This is a genomic window from Actinotignum timonense (assembly GCF_030216305.1).
GTDB classification, from domain to species: domain Bacteria; phylum Actinomycetota; class Actinomycetes; order Actinomycetales; family Actinomycetaceae; genus Actinotignum; species Actinotignum timonense_A.
On record NZ_JASOKT010000003.1, the window covers coordinates 1 to 19,958 of the forward strand.

Sequence of the window (19,958 nt, forward strand, 5' to 3'; positions counted from 1 at the left end):
ATGTACCACCCCCGTGGTCGTCGTCGTTCTTCCAGATAGCCACCCAAGCCCGGCACACCCAAAGTGGTACCAGAACTACATTAACTAGATGATTTCCTGTCGTGGAGTACCACTTTGTTGGGTCACGACCGAGCCGGCTCAGTAGGTGGCAGTGTGGTTGTGAATCGTATCCTTAGGAATGGCCATAATAACTACGACACAACTACTCGGGTCTGTTTTCCACAAAAGATTCGAGGTGATCAAATATGACCGTGCCGTCAACCGTGATAACGATACGTGCCGATAGCGAATTACCGTTAAAGGGGTCTTTCTCGTCTTCGCCGAACTCGTCTCCATACCATGTTACTTCGATATCATCAGCAGTAAGCTCTCGGGGAGATGCTACTTTGTAGCGGTGAGGTTCATCGGGCTTAGCCTTCTGCCAGCTGGCCGCATCAACGTAAACATCGTTACCATCCTGATAGACAGCTACGGTGTCGTACATAGATTCAATGGAGCATATAAAATTTCCCGGAATAGGTTCTCCCGGCGAAAGTCGAAATGGACCTTCCTGGGTGGAGCATGAGGTAAGGAGACCGGCGAGGAACACGAAAACTGCAACATTCCGTCCCGTTTTACATTTCTTCATCGCGGTCTCCTTACCCCTAGCGTGTGGCACTCAACTCGTTGGTATAGTTTTACCCCACCGACTCGAACGAGGAAATGCCACGAAGAGGATTTTGCTCCTTTTTATATCCGCGAGGGCCGGGGTGCAGGCCGCCGGACCCGGTATGTATTTTCCGAGATGTACTGCCGATGTCGTACATACGAAGTACAGCTCAGCAAACACATAGTGCCACCTCAGGTGCTGGTGTGACTCCTGAGGTTCGACTTACGGATCCTCGGCTTATAGAGCCCTCGGAAAGACCGGGGCTAAATGCGCGTTTTAGGAAGCTATTTTATGGGCGTATTTTTGGAAAGCGCCCTGCCGGGAAAGATGGAGATGTCCCCCGATCTGCTCCCATGTAAGACCGTCTTCGCGAGCTTTACGCACGGCCTCAAGTGAGGCTATTTGCGCTTGCTGAGTTGCTATGCGGGCTTTTTCCAGTGCAATAGCAGCCGTATCGACCTCGATGGTATCGAAGTCGGCCAGCGTGCAGTTCTCAAACCAGTTCGCCATTTCTTCAATGCTCATTTGAGTAGAGTCCATGATTCCTCCTCGCCCTACGTTAACACTTGTTTACGCCAGGGGTCATGGGTGGTTTATCTAGCTGCTGCCGCCGAGAAATTACACCCGCTGGCCGGCCACGTAGAGGCGCAGGGCGCGCTCGGCGGCGTTTTCCAGGTTCGCCGCGCCCTCCGCGAGCGCCTCGTCGAGCGTGCAGGGCCGATCAACAATCGGCACCAGGCCAACGAAACCGTGCTCGTACAGATCCTCGACGCCTTCCCCGAGCTTCCCCGCGAAAGCAATAATCGGCACGCCGGCAGGCTTGGCGCAGCCGGTAGGTTTACCGCCGCCGACACCGCCAGCAGGCTTACCGTCGCCGGCGCTTACATCGCGCCCCGCACCCGCACCAGCCGCCGCGGCGAGCCGCGCCACCCCGGAAAGCGTTTTACCCATGAGGGTCTGGCGATCCATGGCGCCCTCCCCGGTGAGGACCAGGTCCGCGCCGGCCATCGCCTCGGCCAGCCCCACGGTTTCCATCACCAAGTCCACCCCGGATTCCAAGCTGGCGCCCAGCAGCAAAAACGCGAAACCGAGCCCGCCGGCCGCCCCCGCGCCCGGCGTCTCCTGCACATCCATCTTCCCGGCAACGGTCGCAAAATTACGCAGCACTCCGTCCAGGAAGTCCACATCCTCCGGCGACGCGCCCTTCTGCGGCCCGTAAATCGCGGAAGCCCCGCGCTCGCCGAGCAGCGGATTATCCACATCGCAGGCCACCCGGATGGTCACGCCAGCTAGGCGCGGATCCAGACCGCTGAAGTCCGCACGCGCCAGCCGCGCCATTTCCGCCGGGGTGGTGCCCAGCTCGGTGGCGGCGTCGTCGTAAAAACGTGCGCCGAGTGCGGCGAGCATCCCGGCACCGCCATCGTTCGTGGCGGAACCGCCCAGGCCCACCAGAATTTCGGTGGCGCCCTCGTCAAGCGCCCGCGCAATAAGCTGCCCCACCCCGGTGCTATCCGAGCGACGAATATCGCGTTCCTCGGGGCGCAACTGGTCCAAGCCCACCGCGGCCGCGCTTTCAAAAATGGCGCGCTCCCCCGCGAGCGCCAGCTCGGCCGTCACGGTAGCCCCGCGCACCCCGGCCACCGGAAGCGTTATAACCCGGGCACCCAGCGCATCAGCGATGGCGCGGGCGAAACCTTCGCCGCCGTCCGCCATGGGGACTTCCACGCACTGCGCATCGGGAATAGCCCGCCGCGCCCCGGCCGCGAGCGCCGCGGCCGCCTGGGCCGCCGTCATGGATTCTTTGAAGCTATCGGGGCAGCACACAATTTTCATGGCAGAGCCTTTCACGTTGATGCTAAAGCTATAGAAAATACGCGGGGCACGCGAACGCGAGGAAATGGAGAAAACCCGCGCCCGCGCACCCCGCGCGATAGGAACACTGGTTGCTAGGAACTAGCGTATGCGGTCGCCGACTTAGCGCACCAGTGCTGGCTTCTTATTGTCGAACTTCCAGCCGGGGATGAGGTACTGCATGCCGATGGCGTCGTTGCGCGCCCCGCCGCCTTCCACCTTCTCCTTGTAGAGTTCGTGCGCCGCGAGGATCTGGTCCATATCGGGCTCGATGCCCAGGCCCGGGCGCTGCGGGATCGTGAGCTTGCCGTCCACGATCTTCAGCGGTTCCTTGGTGAGGCGCTCCACGCCTTCCTGCCAGATCCAGTGGGTATCCAGCGCGTTGTATTCGCCCGGGGCCGCCGCGCCGCAGTGGGCGATCTGGGCCAGGGAAATATCGAAGTGGTTATTGGAGTGGCAGCCCCAGGTCATGCCCATATCGTGGCAGAGCTGGGCCACGCGCACCGAGCCGCGCATCGTCCAGAAGTGCGGGTCGGCCAGCGGGATGTCCACGGATTGCAGGGTTAGCGAGTGGGTCATCTGGCGCCAGTCGGTATTGACCATATTGGTGGCGGTGGGCAGGCCGGTGGCCTTGCGGAACTCGTTGAGGATCTCACGGCCGGAGAACCCGTTTTCGGCACCGCAGGGATCCTCGGCGTAGGTGAGGATGCCGACCTTGTCCTTGCACAGCTCGATGGCTTCCTTGAGGGACCACGCGCCGTTGGGGTCGAGGGTGATGCGGGCCTCGGGGAAGCGTTCCTTGAGGGCCACAATCGCCTTCATTTCTTCGGCGCCTTCCAGCACGCCGCCCTTGAGCTTGAAGTCCTGGAATCCGTAGAGATCGTGGGTGGCTTCCGCGAATTTCACGATCGCTTCGGGGGTGAGGGCTTCTTCGTGGCGGATGCGGTACCATTCCACATCCGAATCCTTTTCGCGCAGGTAGGGCAGGTCTGTTTTATCCGGGTCGCCCACGTAGAAGAGGTAGCCGAGGGCCCGCACCTGGTCGCGCTGCTGGCCTTCGCCCAGGAGCGCGGCCACCGGCACGTTGAGGAACTGGCCGAAGAGGTCCAGGGTGGCTGCTTCCAGCGCGGTGACGGCGTGCACGGTGGTGCGCAGGTCGAAGGTTTGCAGGCCGCGCCCGCCCGCGTCGCGATCCGCGAAGCGCTGCCCCACTTCGCGCAGGAAATTATTGTAATCGGCGAGGGAACGCCCCAGCACAATATCCTTGGCGTCCTCGATGGTGCGGGTGATCTTCTCACCGCCGGGGACTTCGCCAATACCAACGTTTCCGCTGGAATCTTCCATCACCACCACGTTACGGGTGAAGTAGGGGCCGTGCGCGCCGGAGAGGTTGAGTTCCATGCAGTCGTGGCCGGCAACCGGGTAAACATCGATTTTCTTAATTGTGGGAACTGACATCGTTGTCTTTCTTGTTTGGGCGCTGCGCGAATTGGGTGCGCGGCGCGGGTGGGTACGTGGGTGGTACGTGTAGTGCGGGTAATACGGGTAGTACGGGTAGTACGACGCCGCCAGCTGGCCGCCGGCCGGCCGGTCAGGGGAGGTTCCTTTCCGGCCGGGCCGGCGCGGTAGCCAGCCGCATCATGCCGGCCGCGCGGCTAGGAGTCACATTCCCGCGGCCGGCGGGTGCTTTACTCGGGCAGGCCCGGGTGCAGCTCGATATTCGCGAGCTTCTCGTAGAAGCGCACGAGGGAGGAGTGGTCCTCACCGGCATGGTCATCGCCCTCGAGTACCGACATCATCTCGCGCACCTGGGCGGTGAGCGGAAGCGCGGAATTGACCCCGTGGCCGGTGTCCATGACGTTATTGAGGTCCTTAATATGGAGGTTGATGCGGAAGCCCGGCTTGAAATTGCGAGCCAGCATCATGGGAACCTTGGCGTCCATCACCGTGGAGCCGGCCAGTCCGCCGCGGATGGCGCGGTACACGGCTTCCGGATCCACCCCGGCCTTCTGGGCCATGGTGAAGGCTTCGGCGCAGGCGGCAATATTGATCGCCACGATGGCCTGGTTGGCCAGCTTGGCAATATTGCCGGCCCCGATGGGCCCCACGTAGGTCACGTCCCCGGCCATTACGCCGAGCACGTCCTTGACCTCGTTGAAGAGTTCTTCTTCGCCGCCAACCATCACGGACATGGTGCCGTCAATGGCCTTCGGTTCGCCGCCGGAGACCGGGGCGTCCAGCATCCGCACGCCGGCCTTTTCCAGGCCCGCGGCCACTTCGCGCGAGGCGAGGGGCGCGATGGAGGACATATCAACGTAGATGAGCCCTTCGCGAGCGCCTTCGATAATGCCGCCTTTGCCCAGGGCCACCGCCTTGACGTGGGGGGAATTCGGAAGCATGGTGATGACCAGGTCGGCCTTCTCCGCCGCTTCCTTACCATTGGCAACGGCGGTCGCTCCGGCTTCCACCACCTCGGCAACAGCTTCGGCATTGTGGTCGTTCACGAAGAGTTCGTGGCCGGCCTTGAGGAGGTTCTTCGCCATGGGCTTGCCCATAATGCCAAGACCGATAAATCCGATCTTCATGGAGTTTTTCCTTCCTTTTTGTATGATCGTCAGGTTGGTGTTTCCAACGGGCGGAGCGTGTCACGTGGGGTGGGGCGCTCCGTTTTTATGCACACCATTCCTCGCGAGGGTGGGCCGACGACGCAGCTGCGCCGTCGTACCCCCTATTTCTCCAGCGTTAAGCCGGAACCACGAGGCTCAGCAACAGGCAGGCGCCCAAGCCGAGCACGGAGAGCAGGGAGGTGTAGGTGGTGCGGACCTTGATGGTTTCCGCCACCGAGAGCCCGAGGAATTCCTTGAACATCCAGAACCCGGGGTCGTTCACGTGCGAGGCCATAATGGAACCGCACGCGGTCGCCAGGGTCATGATTTCGGGGCTCACCCCGCCGCCGGCGATCATCGGCACCGCGATACCGGCCGCGGCCACCACGGCCACCGAAGCCGAACCGAGGGCCACGCGCATAAGCGCGGCAATAAGCCAAGCGATAATAATCGGGGAGAGGCTGAGGTTTTCGGTAATGGAAAGAATGTAATCGGAAATGCCGCCGTTCTTGAGCACGGCCGCGAAGGCGCCGCCACCGCCGATGATGAACACAATCATCGCGATGGACTTCACCGAAGCCGCGCAGGACGCCATGATGTTATCCATCGGTACCTTGCGGACCAGGCCGAAGTAGGCCACCGCCACCAGCAGGGAGATCATGAGGGCGAACCAGTCGTGGCCGATGAAGGCCATCACTTTGGTGACCGCGTGCTCGTGGCCCAGGGTCACTTCGAGGATGGCGTGCCCGCCGATGAGGATAACCGGGAGGGCGGTGATGCACAGCGAGGCCCAGAAGCCCGGCATTTCTTCGTCGGTCCATTCCTTTTCGTTGACCAGGCCGGCCGGCGGGCGGGCGGTCACGGACTTGACGAAGGGCAGGCGCGGCCACATGATCGCGACCACGGCGCCCAGCGGAATGGCGAAGATAAGGCCGTAAAGCATGGTCAGGCCGATGGAGGCGTCGTACATATTCGCCACGGCCGAGGGGCCCGGGTGGGGCGGAAGGAAGGAGTGCATCGTGGACAGCGCGATCGCCATGGGCATCGCCAGCCACATGACCGGGATCTTGTAGGCCCGGCACACGGCGAAGACGATGGGGATGATGATGACGAAGGCGGTCTCGTAGAAGAGCACAACGCCCACGAGGAAGGACACGATAACAATCGCGAGCTGGGAATGCTTGATTCCGAACTTGTTAATCATGGTGGTGGCGAGGCGGTTCGCCGCGCCCATATCCGCCATGAAAACGCCGAGCATGGCGCCGAAGCCGAGGAGCAGCACGAGTTTACCGGTCTGCCCGCCCACACCCGATTGGATGACGTCAAGGAGTCCCTTGACTTTCTCACCCTTGTCATCAACGGTGGCCAGGAGAGGCATACCCTGCGCCATGCCCACCACGACCGAGACGATGACGAGGGCAATAAAGCCATTCATCTTCAGCACGATCATGAGGAACAGGAGCAGCGCAATGCCAAGTGCGAGGATTACTAGTGGCATGGTTTTTCCTTAGTTTCCAATCTCATCACTGAGAGAGCCGGATGCGGCGCTGCGGTTTTCCCGCGGCGAGGCGTGCTACAGGCACAGCTACTCCGCAGGCACCGGCAGAACCGCGCGGCATGTTGAGCCGCGAGCGGCTTAGATATTGGTGACCGCTTCGACGGCCTTTTCGAGCGCCGGGCGGAATTCGGGGGCAAGTTCACGGGCCGGTGCGAAGCAGTAGCCCGCTTCCACACCAGCCATGCGCAGGCCTTCCTTGAGGACCACCGGGAAGGTGGCCACGTCCACGAGGTTGCGCAGCGGCGAGAGCGCATTTTGCAATTCGAGGGCGCGTTCGCGGTTGCCGGCGCGGTATTCGTTGTAAATGCTGGAAACGAGCTTGGGCGCAATATTCGCGGTGGAGGCGATGGCGCCGGCGGCTCCCAGGCACAGGGCCGGGTAGATGAGGGTATCGCGGCCCATGATCACATCGAAGTCATCGGGGAGTTCGCGGATATAGTCCCCGGTCAGGGTTAGGTTTCCGGCGGAATCCTTGATGCCGATGATATTGGGGACATCCACCAATTCGAGCATGGTCTTCAGGGCCACTGGGACCTGGGTGCGCCCCGGATTGGAGTACACCAGGATGGGCAGATCGGTTTCCGCCGCGATGTTCTTATAGTGTTCGACCAGTTCGGACTGGGTGGGGGTCATGAAGTAGGGGGTGAGGACCGAAAGAGCGGATACCCCGCCCACTTCCTGGACCATATGCGCGGTTTTAATGCAATCGCGCGTGGTAATTTCCGAGGCGCCGGCGTAGACCGGGACCCGGCCATTGGCTTGCTCCACGGCGATTTCAACAACGCGGCGCTTTTGGGCATTATCGAGGCCGTAGATTTCGCCGGAGCTGCCGAGCACGAAAATACCGTGCACGCCGTTGGTAATCGTGTAGTCAATGACGTCGCGCAGACCCTGCTCCAGCAAGTTTCCTTCGCGATCTAAGGGAGTGACGAGAGCGGGAATCACGCCTTCTGCATGGAACTCCATAGTTCTCCTTGGTTGCGGCTTCAGTTTCGACTTCAGCAACGAAGTTCGAAACTTTGTGGACAGTCAGCTACGTATGTAGACACTAGTATTAAAACGCGATTGCGGTACTACAGGCTGGGACTAACGTCTGAGGTATGCAGAGCGACACAGGCGTGCAGCGGCGCAGTTCCGGGGAACTTGTTGCGCTGTCCTTTACTATGGAACCTAGAGAAATGGAAGAAATCATCGTGGTACCGTGGCATCCCTGAGGTACCCCACAGCGCGTGGCGTTTTACCGCTCGCCGTGGTACCGCGGCTACGAAGGTGTTGGATTCGTTTGAGAGCTACAAGCACACATAGTGGCGGTGTTCGCCCCGTAAAATCTGCCTCGCGCACGGTTGACCTGCTCGAATTCCTCGGCAGGCGCATTGCCGACCCGCCGCGCTTGGCGGAAATCTGCACGGAGTTAGATGCGCCACGCTCCTCCACCTACGCACTGCTGCGCACCCTCATCGACGCCGAATGGGTGCAGGCTACCTCCACGGATCGCTATATGCTGGGCATTCGCGCGCTCACCGTGGGCACGGCCTATATTGATGCGGATCCCTACGTGCGGATTGTGCGCCCGATCCTGGTGGACCTGGCGAAGGAGCACGGGGAAACCTTCCACATGGGCCGTTTCGATAACGCGGAAATCGTGTATCTGCTTACTCAACAATCCGATCGGTCCACCCGCACCTATTCGCGCGTGGGGCGCCGCCTGCCCGCCGCGGCCACCGGGCTGGGCAAGGCCGTGCTGGCCCACCGCCCCGAGGACATTCCGGAGGAGTTGGTGGAGCTGACCGCGCGGACGATCACTTCGCCGGCGCAGCTGCGCAAGAACCTCAAGGAAACCGCCGCGCGCGGGTACGCCATTGATAACGAGGAAAATACCCTCGGCCTGCATTGCGTGGCATTTTCCCTCCCTTACGAAAGCCCGGTGCGCGACGCCATCTCCTGCTCGGTTCCTAGCGCGCGCTGGAGTGCCGAACGCGAAGCGGAGATCGCGGCCGCCATGCGCACGGCCGTCAATCGGATTCTCGATTCCGCGCCGATTGCGTAGCGGGAGTTCCGCGACGCGGTAGTGTTGCGGCGTTTGCGTAGCGCAGATTCAGCGGCGCGGTAGTGTTGCGGCGATTGGGTAGCGCCGATTTAGCGGCGCGGTAGTGTTGCGACGCGCGTTAGCGTAGCGAGCGCTACCGCGCGTTTTTAACGACGCCGCCAGCTGGCTTTCTCCCCATTAGCCGCGAAAGTGCGCCGCCTGGGGACTTATGTCACATTTGCCCTGGTCTACATGTGTAGATACTTGTACTGCCCGCAAATATGATGGCGTCGTGTGTATACCACTGCACGGGCGTCTTTCCGGCATATCTCAGGCAGACCCCAAGGCAAAGGAGCATATTGTGAGCCGGGATACCATCGCACACGTGAAGCTTTCTCACGTTATTTTGCCACTGAACAACCCGATTTCTGACGCAAAGGTGTTCACCGGGCGGCAAAAGCCCATGACCGAGGTGAATTTCCTCTTCTGCGAGATCGAAACAACCGATGGCCATTCCGGAGTTGGTTTTTCGTATTCGAAGCGGGCGGGTGGACCGGCCCAATTCGCCCACGCTTCCGAGGTCGCCGATAACCTCATCGGGGAAGATCCCAACGATATTGACCGGCTGCGCGTGAAGCTACTGTGGGCCGGGGCTTCGGTGGGGCGCAGCGGGGTGGCGGTGCAGGCCATTGCCGCCATTGATGTGGCTCTGTGGGATTTGAAGGCGAAGCGGGCCGGGCTGCCGCTCTCCAAGCTTATTGGCGCCCACCGGGATTCCATCCGTACCTACAACACCTCCGGCGGCTTCCTCTCCTCGCCGCTGGAAGAAGTGATCGAGAATGCGCTGACTTCCAAGGAGAAGGGCATTGGCGGTATCAAGATCAAGGTGGGTCACCCGGATCACCAGGTGGATTACACCCGCGTCAAGGCGGTGCGCGAGGCGCTGGGCGATGACTTCCCGCTCATGGTGGATGCGAATCAGCAGTGGGATCGCCCCACCGCGAACCGCATGTGCGAGTGGCTGGAAGAATTCAATCTGGTGTGGATTGAGGAACCGCTGGATGCCTACGATTACGAAGGCCATGCGGAGCTCGCGCGGCGTTTCATCACCCCGATTGCTACCGGTGAGATGCTCGCTTCGGTGGCCGAGCACGTCAAACTCATCGAGAACCACTCCTGCGATTTCATTCAGCCGGACGCTCCGCGCGTGGGCGGCGTTTCGGAGTTCCTCAAACTGACGAAGCTGGCCGAGCATGCCGGCCTACAGCTCGCCCCGCATTTCGCCATGGAGATCCACTCCCACCTGGCGGCCACCTATTCCCTGGAGCCGTGGGTGGAGCACTTCACCTGGCTCGATCCGCTCTTCAATGAGCACATGGAAATCAAGGGCGGCCGCATGATTGTTTCTGACCGGCCCGGCCTGGGGGTGACTCTTTCCGATCAGCTGCGCGCCTGGACGGTGAATACCTTCGAAGTCGGTAAGCGGCGCTAACGGGAACGCGCCCCTCAACCGTTCGGCAACTGCGAGCCGCATCGAGATGAACAACAGTTCATCTCGCAGTCGAACCTAGAGAAAACTGGGGCGTGATTGACGGCTATACGCTGACAATCACGCCCCAAGGGTACTAATTTTCGCTTCCTATAGCGAGGTTTTCCCTCCGATATTTATAGCCGACCGCATAGCCCACTACGAGGATAACGACGGCGAATCGCGTCCATGACGAATTCTGTATTACGAGCAGTGCTATTGCACTTGCCATATAGAATCCCGCGTGGAGGATTTCCGTGAGACCTTCCCGCCGCCGCCAAGAAAAACTCCACAGCGTTACAGGAACCAGAAGAACGGCCTCAAGAATAACCGGGATGTCAGTCCATCCCACCTGCTCAAGATTGGCAGCGAGGGCTACCAGGATTCCGCCCCACACCACCTCTGGGAATAGACGCCACCACATCGTTCCCCTCCTTATTTCACGGAGCTTCAATTCTTGCCACATTCGGAGTTCCGTCATCAGCGACGCAACTTGGCGAAATTCTTGCGGAGAAGCGTATCTCATATTAGATACATTATTAACATACACGTCAGTGCAGTATTTGAGCAATGTTTCAATCGGAGGGTGGGCTATTTTTCGACCGTCGATTCTGCGTTTTTGTGACAGTCGCCGATGACTGCGAAATACCCGAGCAACGGCGTGGGCAAGGAACACAGTGGCCGGTTGGCCCCGGGGTGGGCGGATTTTCCGCCCACCCCGGGCGTCGTCGTATTTAATGCGCGATATTTAGTGCACGGTACTTAACGCGGCACTTAATGCGCGTTTATTTATGCGCGTACCTCGCGCAGCAGCGTCGCGATTTTCTCCGAATCCTCCGCGCTCAGCGGGACCTGCGGGGCACGCATCAACGGCGAGCACTCCACCCCGCACAAACGCACCCCCTCCTTAATCGCAGCAATGAAAATATCACCGATCTCATACACCGCAGCCAAACGCGTAATCTTCCCCAACTCCACAGCCGCGCGCGTAACATCCCCGGCCTCATACGCCGCATGCATCGCCGCAAACACCTCAGGAATCAAATTCGTGAGACCCGAGAGCACCCCAGCCCCGCCACACACCCGATTCCCAATGTAATACTCATCAAAACCAGAAAGCACCGCGAAATCCGGGCGCGCCTTCTTCACCTCACGAATCACCCGGCGCGTATGACTCTGGGTATCCACCGTATCCTTGAGCGCCACAATATTTTCGTGCCGGGCAGCCAGCTCAGCCACCAACTCCGGACTCAAATCCGCACCCGTACGCTCCGGGAAGTTATAAAGCATCACAGGAAGCTGCGTCGCGCCCGCAACCGCGTCATAAAAATCAAGCGCCCGCCCGTGCGAATGCCCGAAATAGAAGGGCGGGAGGGCCACCACGCCATCCACACCAGCCGCCTCAGCAGCCGCGATATTCTCCAGCACCTCACCCAAACGCGCCGCGCTCACCCCGGCCAGCACCTGGAAACGCCCCGCGGCCTGCTTGACCGCGAACTTCAAGAACTCGGCCTTCTCCTCGGTAGAGAAAGAGAAAAACTCCCCAATCGAGCCGAAGAAGAGCACCCCGTTGAGCCCGGACTCGGCAAGACGATCAATATGGGCAGCCATCGCCGGATAATCAATCGCACCCGAATCGTCGATCAACGTGACCGACGGGCAATACACACCAGAAAACATTCCAACCCCTTGTCAGTGGCGCGCGGCCGGCCACCCCGAATGGGCGGCATGCCGCGGCAGTCGTTCATACATCTATTATGGAACTAAGTTCCACCTAATGGGACTGTGCGGGGCTTGCGCTACGTCACATTTCGGGGATGCCGCACGGTACGGCTAGCACTCCACCACGTTAACCGCGAGCCCGCCCTCCGAAGTTTCCTTATATTTGGAGAGCATATCCATCCCGGTTTGGCGCATGGTTTCCACCACGGTATCAAAGGAGACGGTGTGGGAGCCGTCGCCCCACAGCGCGATATAGGCAGCATTAATGGATTTCACCGCGGCCATGGCGTTGCGTTCAATGCACGGAATTTGCACCAGGCCACCCACCGGATCGCACGTGAGGCCAAGAGAATGCTCCATAGCAATTTCCGCGGCATTTTCCACCTGAGCAGGGGTGCCGCCCAGGGCTTCCGCGAAACCGGCAGCCGCCATTGCTGATGCTGAACCGACTTCACCCTGGCAGCCCACTTCCGCCCCGGCAATGGACGCATTTGTCTTAATAATTCCGCCGATGGCCGCCCCGGCGAGCAAAAAATTATACATTCCCTCACGGGTGGCCCCGGGCACGAACCGTTCATAATACGTGAGGACCGCGGGAACGACGCCGGCCGCGCCGTTCGTCGGCGCGGTGACGATCCGGTGGCCGGCCGCATTTTCTTCGTTGATCGCCAGGGCGAAAAGATTCACCCACCCGAGGGCTTCCAGCTGGTCCGCGCGATGCCCCGCCGCGGTTTTTTCCTCCAGCTCACGGGCCAGCCCGGGGGCGCGCCGCTTCACGCGCAGCCCGCCCGGAAGCGTCCCCTCCGTGGCAATCCCGGCTTTAATGGCCTCGTCCATGACCGCGTGCACCCGATCCATATGGGCAATAACCGCCGGCTGCGGGCGCAGCGCGGTTTCGTTAGCGAGCGCGAGTTCAGAAATGCGCATGCCAGTTTCGGAACAGAGCTCCAGCAGCCGAGCGGCGGTGAAAAAAGGATAGGGGACCGCGGTCTGGGCGGCCTCGGCCTGTTCTTCCGTGGCGAGCGGCGCCACCCGCGGTTGGGCCGGATCGCCCAGCTCTTCCATCACGAAACCGCCACCCACCGAATAATACGTATGTTCAGCGAGGAGCTCCCCTTCCGCCCAGGCGCGCAAAGTTAACGCATTTACGTGGTAGGGCAAAATATCACGCGGGCGAAAAATAATATCGCGGTCGCGCACGAAAGGCGTGGGCTCGAAACCGGGCACGGTGAGGGTGCCGGAAGAATCGATAGCAGCTTCCATGCCGTCCACCACCGCGATGGACACGTTTTCCGGGCTGTACCCGGACAGCCCGAGGAGGACCGCGCGGTCGGTATTATGCCCGCGCCCGGTGGCGGCCAGGGAACCGAAGAGATCCACGCGCAGGCTCGTGATGCGGGCGCCCGGGGCGCGGGCGGCCAGCAGCGTTGCGAAATGCAGCCCGGCGCGCATGGGCCCCACCGTATGCGACGACGACGGGCCTATCCCCACCCGGAACATATCGCATACCCCCAGGGGATTCGCGCGGGTTTCCTCCTCTCCGGATTCGCCGGTGGTCCCGGTTACTTGCGTTTCGCCGGCGAGGATGGCGGCGGGCAGGGCGGTGTGCGGGGTGCCGGGGTGACGTTCGCTGAGGGAAACCGGGACGGTATGTGCGGCGTCGTCGAAATCAGGATTGAGCCTTAAACGCGAGGTCATACATGTCCTTCCGGTTGCTGGTCACGCACCGTTTGTGATCATACGGCAAGCGGCCGGGAGCTGCGCGCCCCCGGCCACTTTTGTGCTTGCCTGTGTGGCTATCTGGCTACTGCCCTCAGGCTACTTACCCGCCGGGCCTTCCCAGCCGGGAACCAGCTGGTTCGGGCAGGTCTGCAAGTACTGGGCGAAAGCATCGTGCTCGGCCTGGGTGACAGTCAGCCCGTAGGTGGCCTTCACGCCGATCTGCCGCGCGACGTACTGGCAGGTGAAGTTCTTGTTCGCGGGGACCCACTCAGCGGCGGAACGCCCGGCCTTTTCCTTGGCCTGGTCCGCGGAGACGGCCTGCATATTGCGCGGGTCGCTGGCGAAAGCGGCGCGCTGCTCGTCCGTGAACTGGTTGGCGCCCGAAGCCCAAGCGTTATCGAGGCTGACGATGCGGTCCACCACCACGGTCTTGGTGCCGGCTTCCGGGCGCGCGTAATCAACCATATTGCCGGTGTAGCTATCCACCAGGGTGCCGTAGGCGATACCGCAGCCGGAGGTGCCGGGCTGCACACCCACGTTCACGAGGTCGCGGCGCAGAATGTCCGTGTAGACGTTACATTCGTCTTCGTTCAGACCGGCCGCATTGGGACCGAACTTCGCCGGATCGGCCTTATCGGTGGCGGAAGGTTCGGCAACTGTGAGGGTGCCGAGAAGTTCGGTTGCGCTTTGCGGGTGGGCCGGGTTCGGGATGACTGCCGGGAGCTTTTCCGGCGGGGTTTCCGAAGCGCCGGGAGTGACGACGGCGGAGCTAGCGGCAGGTGAGGTAGCGGGAGCGGAGGTGGCGGCAGCCTCATCACTACTCTTGGTGCATGCCCCCATCATCCCCGCGAGAATAGCCAAGGACCCCATGGCGGCGGCGCACTTCGCAAGCGAGGTGCGGGCGGTGGTGGATGCGCCGTGGCCGGCGCTGCCAAAACTAGTGCGTGGCATGACTTCCTTCTCTTTTCGTTCTCTTCTCGAATAGATAAAACTGCACGGCGCCGAAACGCCGCGTGACAATGGTAGACAAGCAACCGCGCGGATTCAAAGGCGGGGCGCATGGTGGAATACCAGGTGGACGCGGTGCCTGGGGTGCGCGGCGGTGGTGGTATGCTGCGGGCCGGTTTGCGGCGCGGGGCGTGTGCGTGCGGTGCAGCGGGGCGGGCGCGGCCGGGCGCGCGTGCGGTACGACGACGCATTCACGACGCCAGGCCGGGCTGAATCCGGCGCGGGCGGACATATATAAGTTTCGAGCTGTACTGCATACGTAACACAAACGAAGTACGGCCCTGAAAACAAGGTGCCCCGCCCGGAGCCAGAACGATACTGACCGAGCGGGGCACCTATTCGCAACAAGTGGCGTCACGTGCCACGAACTAACGCGAGTGCACCTTTACTTCATCGCATGCCGCGCACGGGAACGCCCGAGAACAACCGCACCACCGGCGAGCATGAGAAGCGTTGCCGCACCAATAGCGCCGCTCATATCGCTTCCGGTCTCGGGAAGCTTCTGGGTGGGAGTTGCATTCTTCACCGTCGCTCGCTTCGCCACCGACTTGCCTGCCGGCTGGGACGGCGACGGCGCGGCGGGTGACTGCCCCGGATTCTCGGGAACGGCAGGGTTCTCCGGATTCCCCGGCTGACCCGGCTTCCCCTCGGGCTTCCCCGGTTTCTGCCCCGGCTTCTCCTCCGGAGTCGGGGCCTGCTGACGCGCCAGTTCCAGATCCCGCAGAGCCGCCTTCAAGGCAAGCTCCGCCGCGGTCAGCTCCCGCTGTGCTTCACCCTGGGCTTTCAGTGCGGACTCCTCTGCTTCACGAGCCGCCTCAAGCGCGAGCGTCGCCTTACCGTGAGCATCCTGAGCCTTGAGCAGTTCCCCCTTGGCCGCCTGCACCTTTTCCGTGGCCAGCCGAACATCCCACTGACGCTCATCGTAGATATTCGACGCATCGGCGAGCCGAGTCAATTCGGCTTGCTTCTGGGCAGCGGTCGCACGAGCATCAGTGAGGGCACGCACCGCTTTCGCGGCCACTTCGCGCGCCTTATCCGCAGCAGCCTTCGCCTGAGCTACCGCTTCCTTGGCAGCATCCGCGGCGGCCTGTGCCGCGGTCATATCCTTTTCGGCCTTTGCGAGCCTCTCAGCAGCCTGCTTCCAGGTGGGTTCAAGCTCCGCGACGCGTTCCTTGAGCGCACTCACCTTCTCGGTAGCATCGCTGGCCGTCTTATTAGCTGTATCGCGCTTGCCCTCCGCTTCGCGTACCGGAGCTTCGGCTTGCTCAAGCACTTTTTGCTGGGCAGCAACAGCGGCATTCATTTTCTCTTCCGCGGCTACCCGAGCCTCCTGCGCGGAGGCATATTCTTTCGCCACCGCCGTTGCTTTTTCGCTAGCCTTATCGGACTCCGCCTTCGCAGCCACGAGCTCCTGCGCCCGCTGCACCGCCGCGGTCGTCGCCAGCTGTACTTGCCGCTCTGCTTCTTCCTTCGCGGTTACGGCCTTCGCCTGCTCAGTCTTTTTCTGTTCCGTTTCCTCGCGCGCAGCTACCAGCTTTTCCTCGGCCGCAGCACGCTCAGCCTTTGCTCCCTCAAGAGCCTGCTTCTTTTGCTCCGTGCTCTTTTTAGCTTCCTCAACTTTTTCTTTTTGCTGCTGGACCAGTTTCTTCACATCGTCATCGGTCTGGTCCAACCCCTCGAGATTTTTGAGCTGTTCACTCAGAATATTTTCCCGGGTTTTGGCATCCGCAAGCGCAGCCTCTGCATCTTTCTCAGCCGCTTTCTTTTCGGTTTCCTCTGTTACGAGCCGACCCTCTTCTTTTTCAAGCTCCTCGATCTCCGATGCTAGCCGCGCTTCCTTCTGCTCAGCTTCCGCCTTAGCTGCCTGCGCTTCGGTCACGACTTTCTTCGCGGTTTGGTCAGCTTCGGTGGCGGTGACCATCGCATCTTCTGCCTTGCGAGCCTCCGCTGCCGCAGCATCCTTCGCCGCTTCCTTCGCCTTCACCTCAGCCTGAGCAGCCCGGACCGCGTCCGATTCCTTGCGAACTTTCGCAGCCTCAGCATCGATGACCGCATCGCGCTTAGCCTTGGTCTGTTCCAATGCTTCCTCAGCCTGCACGAGCGCCTCCAGCGCCGCGGCTTTCTCCTGCTCGAGCTGCGTGACTTCCTTGCCCAGCCGCTCCTTATCCGCCCGCGCCGCCGCGTCCACCTCACGAGCCGTCGTCAGTTCGGCATCGGCCGCCTGCGCAGCCGCGGCCTTTTCCTTGAAGTCCGCTTCTTTTGCGGCGACGCCGCCCGCGGCTTCCCGCGCGCTCGCCTCCGCTTTCTCATGGGCAATCTGCGCAGCTGCGGCTTTGTCGGCAGACTCTGTGGCCTGCTCAGCCGCCTGCGGGAGCTGGCCCTTCGCGGTCTTCCCCGCCTCGCTGACCGCGTCCGCTGCCTTCTGGGCGGCCTTCGCTTCCTTCGTGGCATCCGCGAGCTTCTGCTCACCCTGCGTTACTCCAGCTTGAGTTTGCTCCGCCGCTTTTTCGGCTTCCGCTGCCTTGGCTTTCGCTTCCGCGGCGGCCGCGGCGAGCCGGTCCACGTCAGCTTGGCGCGCCGCCACTGTTTCTTGGGCAGCTGCCACGTTCTTTTCCGCTTCGGCAAGGCTGGGTACGGTTCGCGCGGCGGTAGCCGCGCCGGCGTCGTCGTTATTCTGCACCGGCTGCGCAACGGCAGCGCCGGCGGGGAGTAGCGCGACGGCGACCCCCGCGGTGAGGGCGGCGGCGAGGGCGCGGTGAGTGTGGGTCCTCATGGTTATCCTTTGGTCTTGGAGTTAATTGAGATTTTTTATGAGTGGGCGCGGCGGCCGCGAGCGCGAACGGCCATCGCGGCGCCGCCGGCCAGCAGCAAGAGCGAGGCCGCGCCGATGGCACCGCTGGCGTCACTGCCGGTTTCGGGGAGTTTCTGGGCCGGCGCGGGTTTTGCGGTAACGGCATTCTTTGCCGCGGCCGGGTTCTTCGCGGCGGGCTTGACCGTCGGCGCCTCGGGTTTGGCCGGCGCTTCGGGTTTCGGTGCACCTGGCATCGATGCACCAGGTTTCGAGGCGCCCGGCTGCGACGCATCTGGCTTCGGGGCCGGGGCCTGCTGACGCGCCGCCGCAAGTTCCTGTTCGGCCACGTGCAAAGCCACACTCGCCGCGCCGAGCTTCTGCTGCGCCGCCGCCTGTGCGGCCTGGGCCTGCCGCAACGCCTCCTGCGCGCCCGCAACCGCGGCACTCGCTTTCTCGTGCGCGACCCGCGCGGTTTCCGCTTCCGCACCGGCGAGCCGAGCCGCCTCGGTAGCCTGCTGCAGCTGCGCCACGCGCTCATCGTATTTCTGCGCCGCGGCGATCAAACGCTCCAGCTCAGCCTGCTGGTGGGCGGCGACCTTCTGAGCATTCTCCGCGGCTTTCACCTTTTCCGCTTCCGCGGTTCGCGCGGCTTCGAGCTGCGCATTCGCAGCCTGCACGCCCTGTTCTGCCTGCACCTTCGCTTCCTGAGCCGCCGCGAGATCCCGCTTCGCCTCGGCGTGCTTGGCCGCCGCCTCCGTGTGGCGCGCCTGCGCCTGCGTGGCCTGGTCTTTCGCCCCGGCGAGCTGCGTGGTCGCGTCCGCGTGATGCCCCTGCGCCGCGTCCCGCTCCGTCTTAGCGTTCTGGGCGGCTTCCTTCGCGCCGGCCGTCGCCGCATCCGCATCCGCCTGCACCGCGGCGAGCTTCTCCTGCGCCTCGCGCACGGCCTGCTCCGCCTGGGCGGCCTCCGTGGCAGCGTCCCGTGCTGCCGCTTCCTTGCGCTGGAGCTCCGCCTTCGCGCTGGTTTCCGCCGCGGCCCGCTGCGCGGTCGCCTCTTGTGCCTCCTGCAGCTTTTGCTCAGCCTTATTCTTTTCGACGACGGCGCTATCGTGTTCCGCCTTCTTTGGCGCACATTCGGCAATCGCGGCATCGCGGGCGATCACGGCTACGTCGTGATCCTGTTCCGCCTTGTTGTACTTCTGCTCTTTGACTTCCACGTCTGCCTGGAGGGCTTTGAGTTCCCGACGTTCCTTTTCCAACTTATCTTTGAGGCCCGTCGGATCGAGCTTCGCAGCGCGTTCCACCGCCTGAACCCACAGTTCACGCTCCGCTGCGTCGTTCTTCGCCTTCTCCCACAGTGCCTTCGCCCGCTGCTTCGCTTTCTCAAGACGATTCGCCTCGGCGGTCTTGGCCGTTACATTCGCTTCGAGCGGTTCGAGCTCGGCGACCAGCTGCTCTACCTTCTTGGTAGCGTCGCTGACATCTGACTCCGCAGCCGCTTCGACCTTCTTGGATTCTTGCAGGTCTTTGGCTGCTGCGACTACTGCGTCCTGGGCGCGCAGGGCTTCCTGCTGGGTGGTTTCGCGGGTGGCGATTTTCCCTTCCGCGGCCTTAGTGGCCTGCGCCAGGTGGCTAGCGGCGTCGTCGATCTTTCGCTGCTCACCCTGAACCGCAGCGTCGCGTGCCCCTTCCGCCTTGCGTAGGTTTTCCTCCGTCTCGGCCAGCTTGGCCTTCGCTGCCGCCTCCGCGGCGCTGAGCTTCTCCACTTCCGCAGCCAGGCGAGTCTTGTCCGCCTGCGCGGCAGCTTCGGTAGCTTCCGCTTGGGTGAGGGCCTGCGCGGATTTCTCTGCAGCGGCGGTCTTCTCTTGGAGCGTTTCCTGCTGGGCTTTCAGATTCGCGGCGGCCTGCTGGGTTTGCTTGGCTGCGGCGTCGCGCTCGGTGGCAGCGGTCTCGGCCCGAGCCGCGGAATCCTTCGCGGTTTCCTGGGCCGCGGGGAGCTGGTCTTTGGCGGCGGTACCCGCTTCTTTTGCTTCATCGACGGCACGCTGGGCAGTCGCTTTCTCGGCTTCGGCAGCGCTGAGCTTGTCCGCGGCGTTCTTCGAGGCCGCGGCAGCTGTGGCCGCGGCGGTTTCCGCTTCTTTCAGGTTGTTGTGTGCGGCGGCGGATTCGGCGGCGAGGCGATCCACCTCAGCCTGCTGGGCCTGGACCGCGGCGCGCGCGTCAGCGACTTTCTGCTCCGCCTGCTCGATATTTCGCTGCGTTTGCGGGGTACTGGCGGAGGTTCCCGAGCCGGAGAGCGGCTGGGCCTGCGCGGCGCCGGCGGGCACGAGGGCGACGGCGACCCCGGCGGTGAGAGCGGTCGCGAGAGCGCGGTGAGTCTGGGACCTCATCGTGATCCTTTCGGAATATGTGTAGGTGAGCCTGGCGCGCGGGCCAGATTGAGGACGTACGGGACTAGTTAAGAGCAGAAAATCCGGATCGGGCTTGGATTTTTCTGGAA

Annotated in this window: 15 protein-coding genes; 2 read left to right on the forward strand and 13 right to left on the reverse strand. The window is 62.4% G+C overall.

Going from position 1 to position 19,958, the window contains the following annotated elements:
• Positions 1 to 202: 202 nt before the first annotated feature.
• From QP305_RS02750 to dapA, 7 genes are all read right to left on the reverse strand, one after another.
• Positions 203 to 628 (reverse strand): hypothetical protein, encoded by a 426-nt coding sequence (locus QP305_RS02750; RefSeq protein WP_284903858.1) that lies wholly within the window; start codon positions 626 to 628, stop codon positions 203 to 205.
• A gap of 297 nt (positions 629 to 925) precedes the next feature.
• The gene (locus QP305_RS02755) at positions 926 to 1,189 is read right to left on the reverse strand and encodes a hypothetical protein (RefSeq protein WP_284903859.1); all 264 of its coding nucleotides are present in this window, start codon (positions 1,187 to 1,189) and stop codon (positions 926 to 928) included.
• 78 nt (positions 1,190 to 1,267) lie between these two features.
• Positions 1,268 to 2,482 carry a glycerate kinase gene (locus tag QP305_RS02760; protein ID WP_284903860.1) on the reverse strand — a complete coding sequence of 405 codons (1,215 nt, stop codon included), beginning with the start codon at positions 2,480 to 2,482 and terminating at the stop codon, positions 1,268 to 1,270.
• A 141-nt stretch (positions 2,483 to 2,623) separates the two neighbouring features.
• Entirely contained in the window at positions 2,624 to 3,958 is a 1,335-nt protein-coding gene (locus QP305_RS02765; protein ID WP_087070091.1) for an enolase C-terminal domain-like protein, read from the reverse strand.
• Positions 3,959 to 4,188: 230 nt separating this feature from the next.
• The gene (gene garR / locus QP305_RS02770) at positions 4,189 to 5,085 is read right to left on the reverse strand and encodes a 2-hydroxy-3-oxopropionate reductase (protein ID WP_284903861.1); all 897 of its coding nucleotides are present in this window, start codon (positions 5,083 to 5,085) and stop codon (positions 4,189 to 4,191) included.
• Between the two features lie 157 nt (positions 5,086 to 5,242).
• Entirely contained in the window at positions 5,243 to 6,604 is a 1,362-nt protein-coding gene (locus QP305_RS02775) for a gluconate:H+ symporter (protein ID WP_284903862.1), read from the reverse strand.
• A gap of 138 nt (positions 6,605 to 6,742) precedes the next feature.
• Positions 6,743 to 7,630, reverse strand: a complete 888-nt coding sequence (gene dapA / locus QP305_RS02780; RefSeq protein ID WP_016442120.1) for a 4-hydroxy-tetrahydrodipicolinate synthase — start codon at positions 7,628 to 7,630, stop codon at positions 6,743 to 6,745.
• A 316-nt stretch (positions 7,631 to 7,946) separates the two neighbouring features.
• Here dapA and QP305_RS02785 point away from each other — a divergent pair, with 316 nt between their 5' ends.
• Positions 7,947 to 8,711, forward strand: coding sequence for an IclR family transcriptional regulator (locus tag QP305_RS02785; RefSeq protein WP_284903864.1), 765 nt, complete (start codon positions 7,947 to 7,949; stop codon positions 8,709 to 8,711).
• Between the two features lie 340 nt (positions 8,712 to 9,051).
• Positions 9,052 to 10,182, forward strand: a complete 1,131-nt coding sequence (locus tag QP305_RS02790) for an L-talarate/galactarate dehydratase (protein WP_434736382.1) — start codon at positions 9,052 to 9,054, stop codon at positions 10,180 to 10,182.
• 133 nt (positions 10,183 to 10,315) lie between these two features.
• Here the strand turns inward: QP305_RS02790 and QP305_RS02795 are convergent, their stop codons facing one another.
• From QP305_RS02795 to QP305_RS02820, 6 genes are all read right to left on the reverse strand, one after another.
• Positions 10,316 to 10,744 (reverse strand): hypothetical protein, encoded by a 429-nt coding sequence (locus QP305_RS02795; RefSeq protein WP_284903867.1) that lies wholly within the window; start codon positions 10,742 to 10,744, stop codon positions 10,316 to 10,318.
• A gap of 263 nt (positions 10,745 to 11,007) precedes the next feature.
• On the reverse strand, positions 11,008 to 11,898 hold the full coding sequence (locus tag QP305_RS02800) for a dihydrodipicolinate synthase family protein (RefSeq protein ID WP_284903868.1): 891 nt from the start codon (positions 11,896 to 11,898) through the stop codon (positions 11,008 to 11,010).
• Positions 11,899 to 12,051: 153 nt separating this feature from the next.
• Complete coding sequence (locus QP305_RS02805) at positions 12,052 to 13,638, reverse strand: L-serine ammonia-lyase (RefSeq protein ID WP_284903869.1); 1,587 nt, start codon at positions 13,636 to 13,638, stop codon at positions 12,052 to 12,054.
• Between the two features lie 120 nt (positions 13,639 to 13,758).
• Positions 13,759 to 14,613: a GmrSD restriction endonuclease domain-containing protein gene (locus QP305_RS02810; protein WP_284903870.1), complete on the reverse strand. Its 855-nt coding sequence runs from the start codon at positions 14,611 to 14,613 to the stop codon at positions 13,759 to 13,761.
• A 442-nt stretch (positions 14,614 to 15,055) separates the two neighbouring features.
• On the reverse strand, positions 15,056 to 17,443 hold the full coding sequence (locus QP305_RS02815; RefSeq protein ID WP_284903872.1) for an LPXTG cell wall anchor domain-containing protein: 2,388 nt from the start codon (positions 17,441 to 17,443) through the stop codon (positions 15,056 to 15,058).
• A gap of 35 nt (positions 17,444 to 17,478) precedes the next feature.
• The gene (locus QP305_RS02820) at positions 17,479 to 19,848 is read right to left on the reverse strand and encodes a hypothetical protein (protein ID WP_284903874.1); all 2,370 of its coding nucleotides are present in this window, start codon (positions 19,846 to 19,848) and stop codon (positions 17,479 to 17,481) included.
• Between the last annotated feature and the right edge of the window lie 110 nt (positions 19,849 to 19,958).

Excerpts from the sequence above, each read along its gene's own strand:
- QP305_RS02750 (WP_284903858.1), bottom strand. The coding sequence starts at position 628 with ATGAAGAAATGTAAAACGGGACGGAATGTTGCAGTTTTCGTGTTCCTC.
- QP305_RS02815 (WP_284903872.1), bottom strand. The coding sequence starts at position 17,443 with ATGAGGACCCACACTCACCGCGCCCTCGCCGCCGCCCTCACCGCGGGG.
- QP305_RS02760 (WP_284903860.1), bottom strand. The coding sequence starts at position 2,482 with ATGAAAATTGTGTGCTGCCCCGATAGCTTCAAAGAATCCATGACGGCG.
- QP305_RS02755 (WP_284903859.1), bottom strand. The coding sequence starts at position 1,189 with ATGGACTCTACTCAAATGAGCATTGAAGAAATGGCGAACTGGTTTGAG.
- dapA (WP_016442120.1), bottom strand. The coding sequence starts at position 7,630 with ATGGAGTTCCATGCAGAAGGCGTGATTCCCGCTCTCGTCACTCCCTTA.
- QP305_RS02800 (WP_284903868.1), bottom strand. The coding sequence starts at position 11,898 with ATGTTTTCTGGTGTGTATTGCCCGTCGGTCACGTTGATCGACGATTCG.
- QP305_RS02775 (WP_284903862.1), bottom strand. The coding sequence starts at position 6,604 with ATGCCACTAGTAATCCTCGCACTTGGCATTGCGCTGCTCCTGTTCCTC.
- QP305_RS02795 (WP_284903867.1), bottom strand. The coding sequence starts at position 10,744 with ATGAGATACGCTTCTCCGCAAGAATTTCGCCAAGTTGCGTCGCTGATG.
- QP305_RS02810 (WP_284903870.1), bottom strand. The coding sequence starts at position 14,613 with ATGCCACGCACTAGTTTTGGCAGCGCCGGCCACGGCGCATCCACCACC.
- QP305_RS02765 (WP_087070091.1), bottom strand. The coding sequence starts at position 3,958 with ATGTCAGTTCCCACAATTAAGAAAATCGATGTTTACCCGGTTGCCGGC.
- QP305_RS02820 (WP_284903874.1), bottom strand. The coding sequence starts at position 19,848 with ATGAGGTCCCAGACTCACCGCGCTCTCGCGACCGCTCTCACCGCCGGG.
- garR (WP_284903861.1), bottom strand. The coding sequence starts at position 5,085 with ATGAAGATCGGATTTATCGGTCTTGGCATTATGGGCAAGCCCATGGCG.
- QP305_RS02805 (WP_284903869.1), bottom strand. The coding sequence starts at position 13,638 with ATGACCTCGCGTTTAAGGCTCAATCCTGATTTCGACGACGCCGCACAT.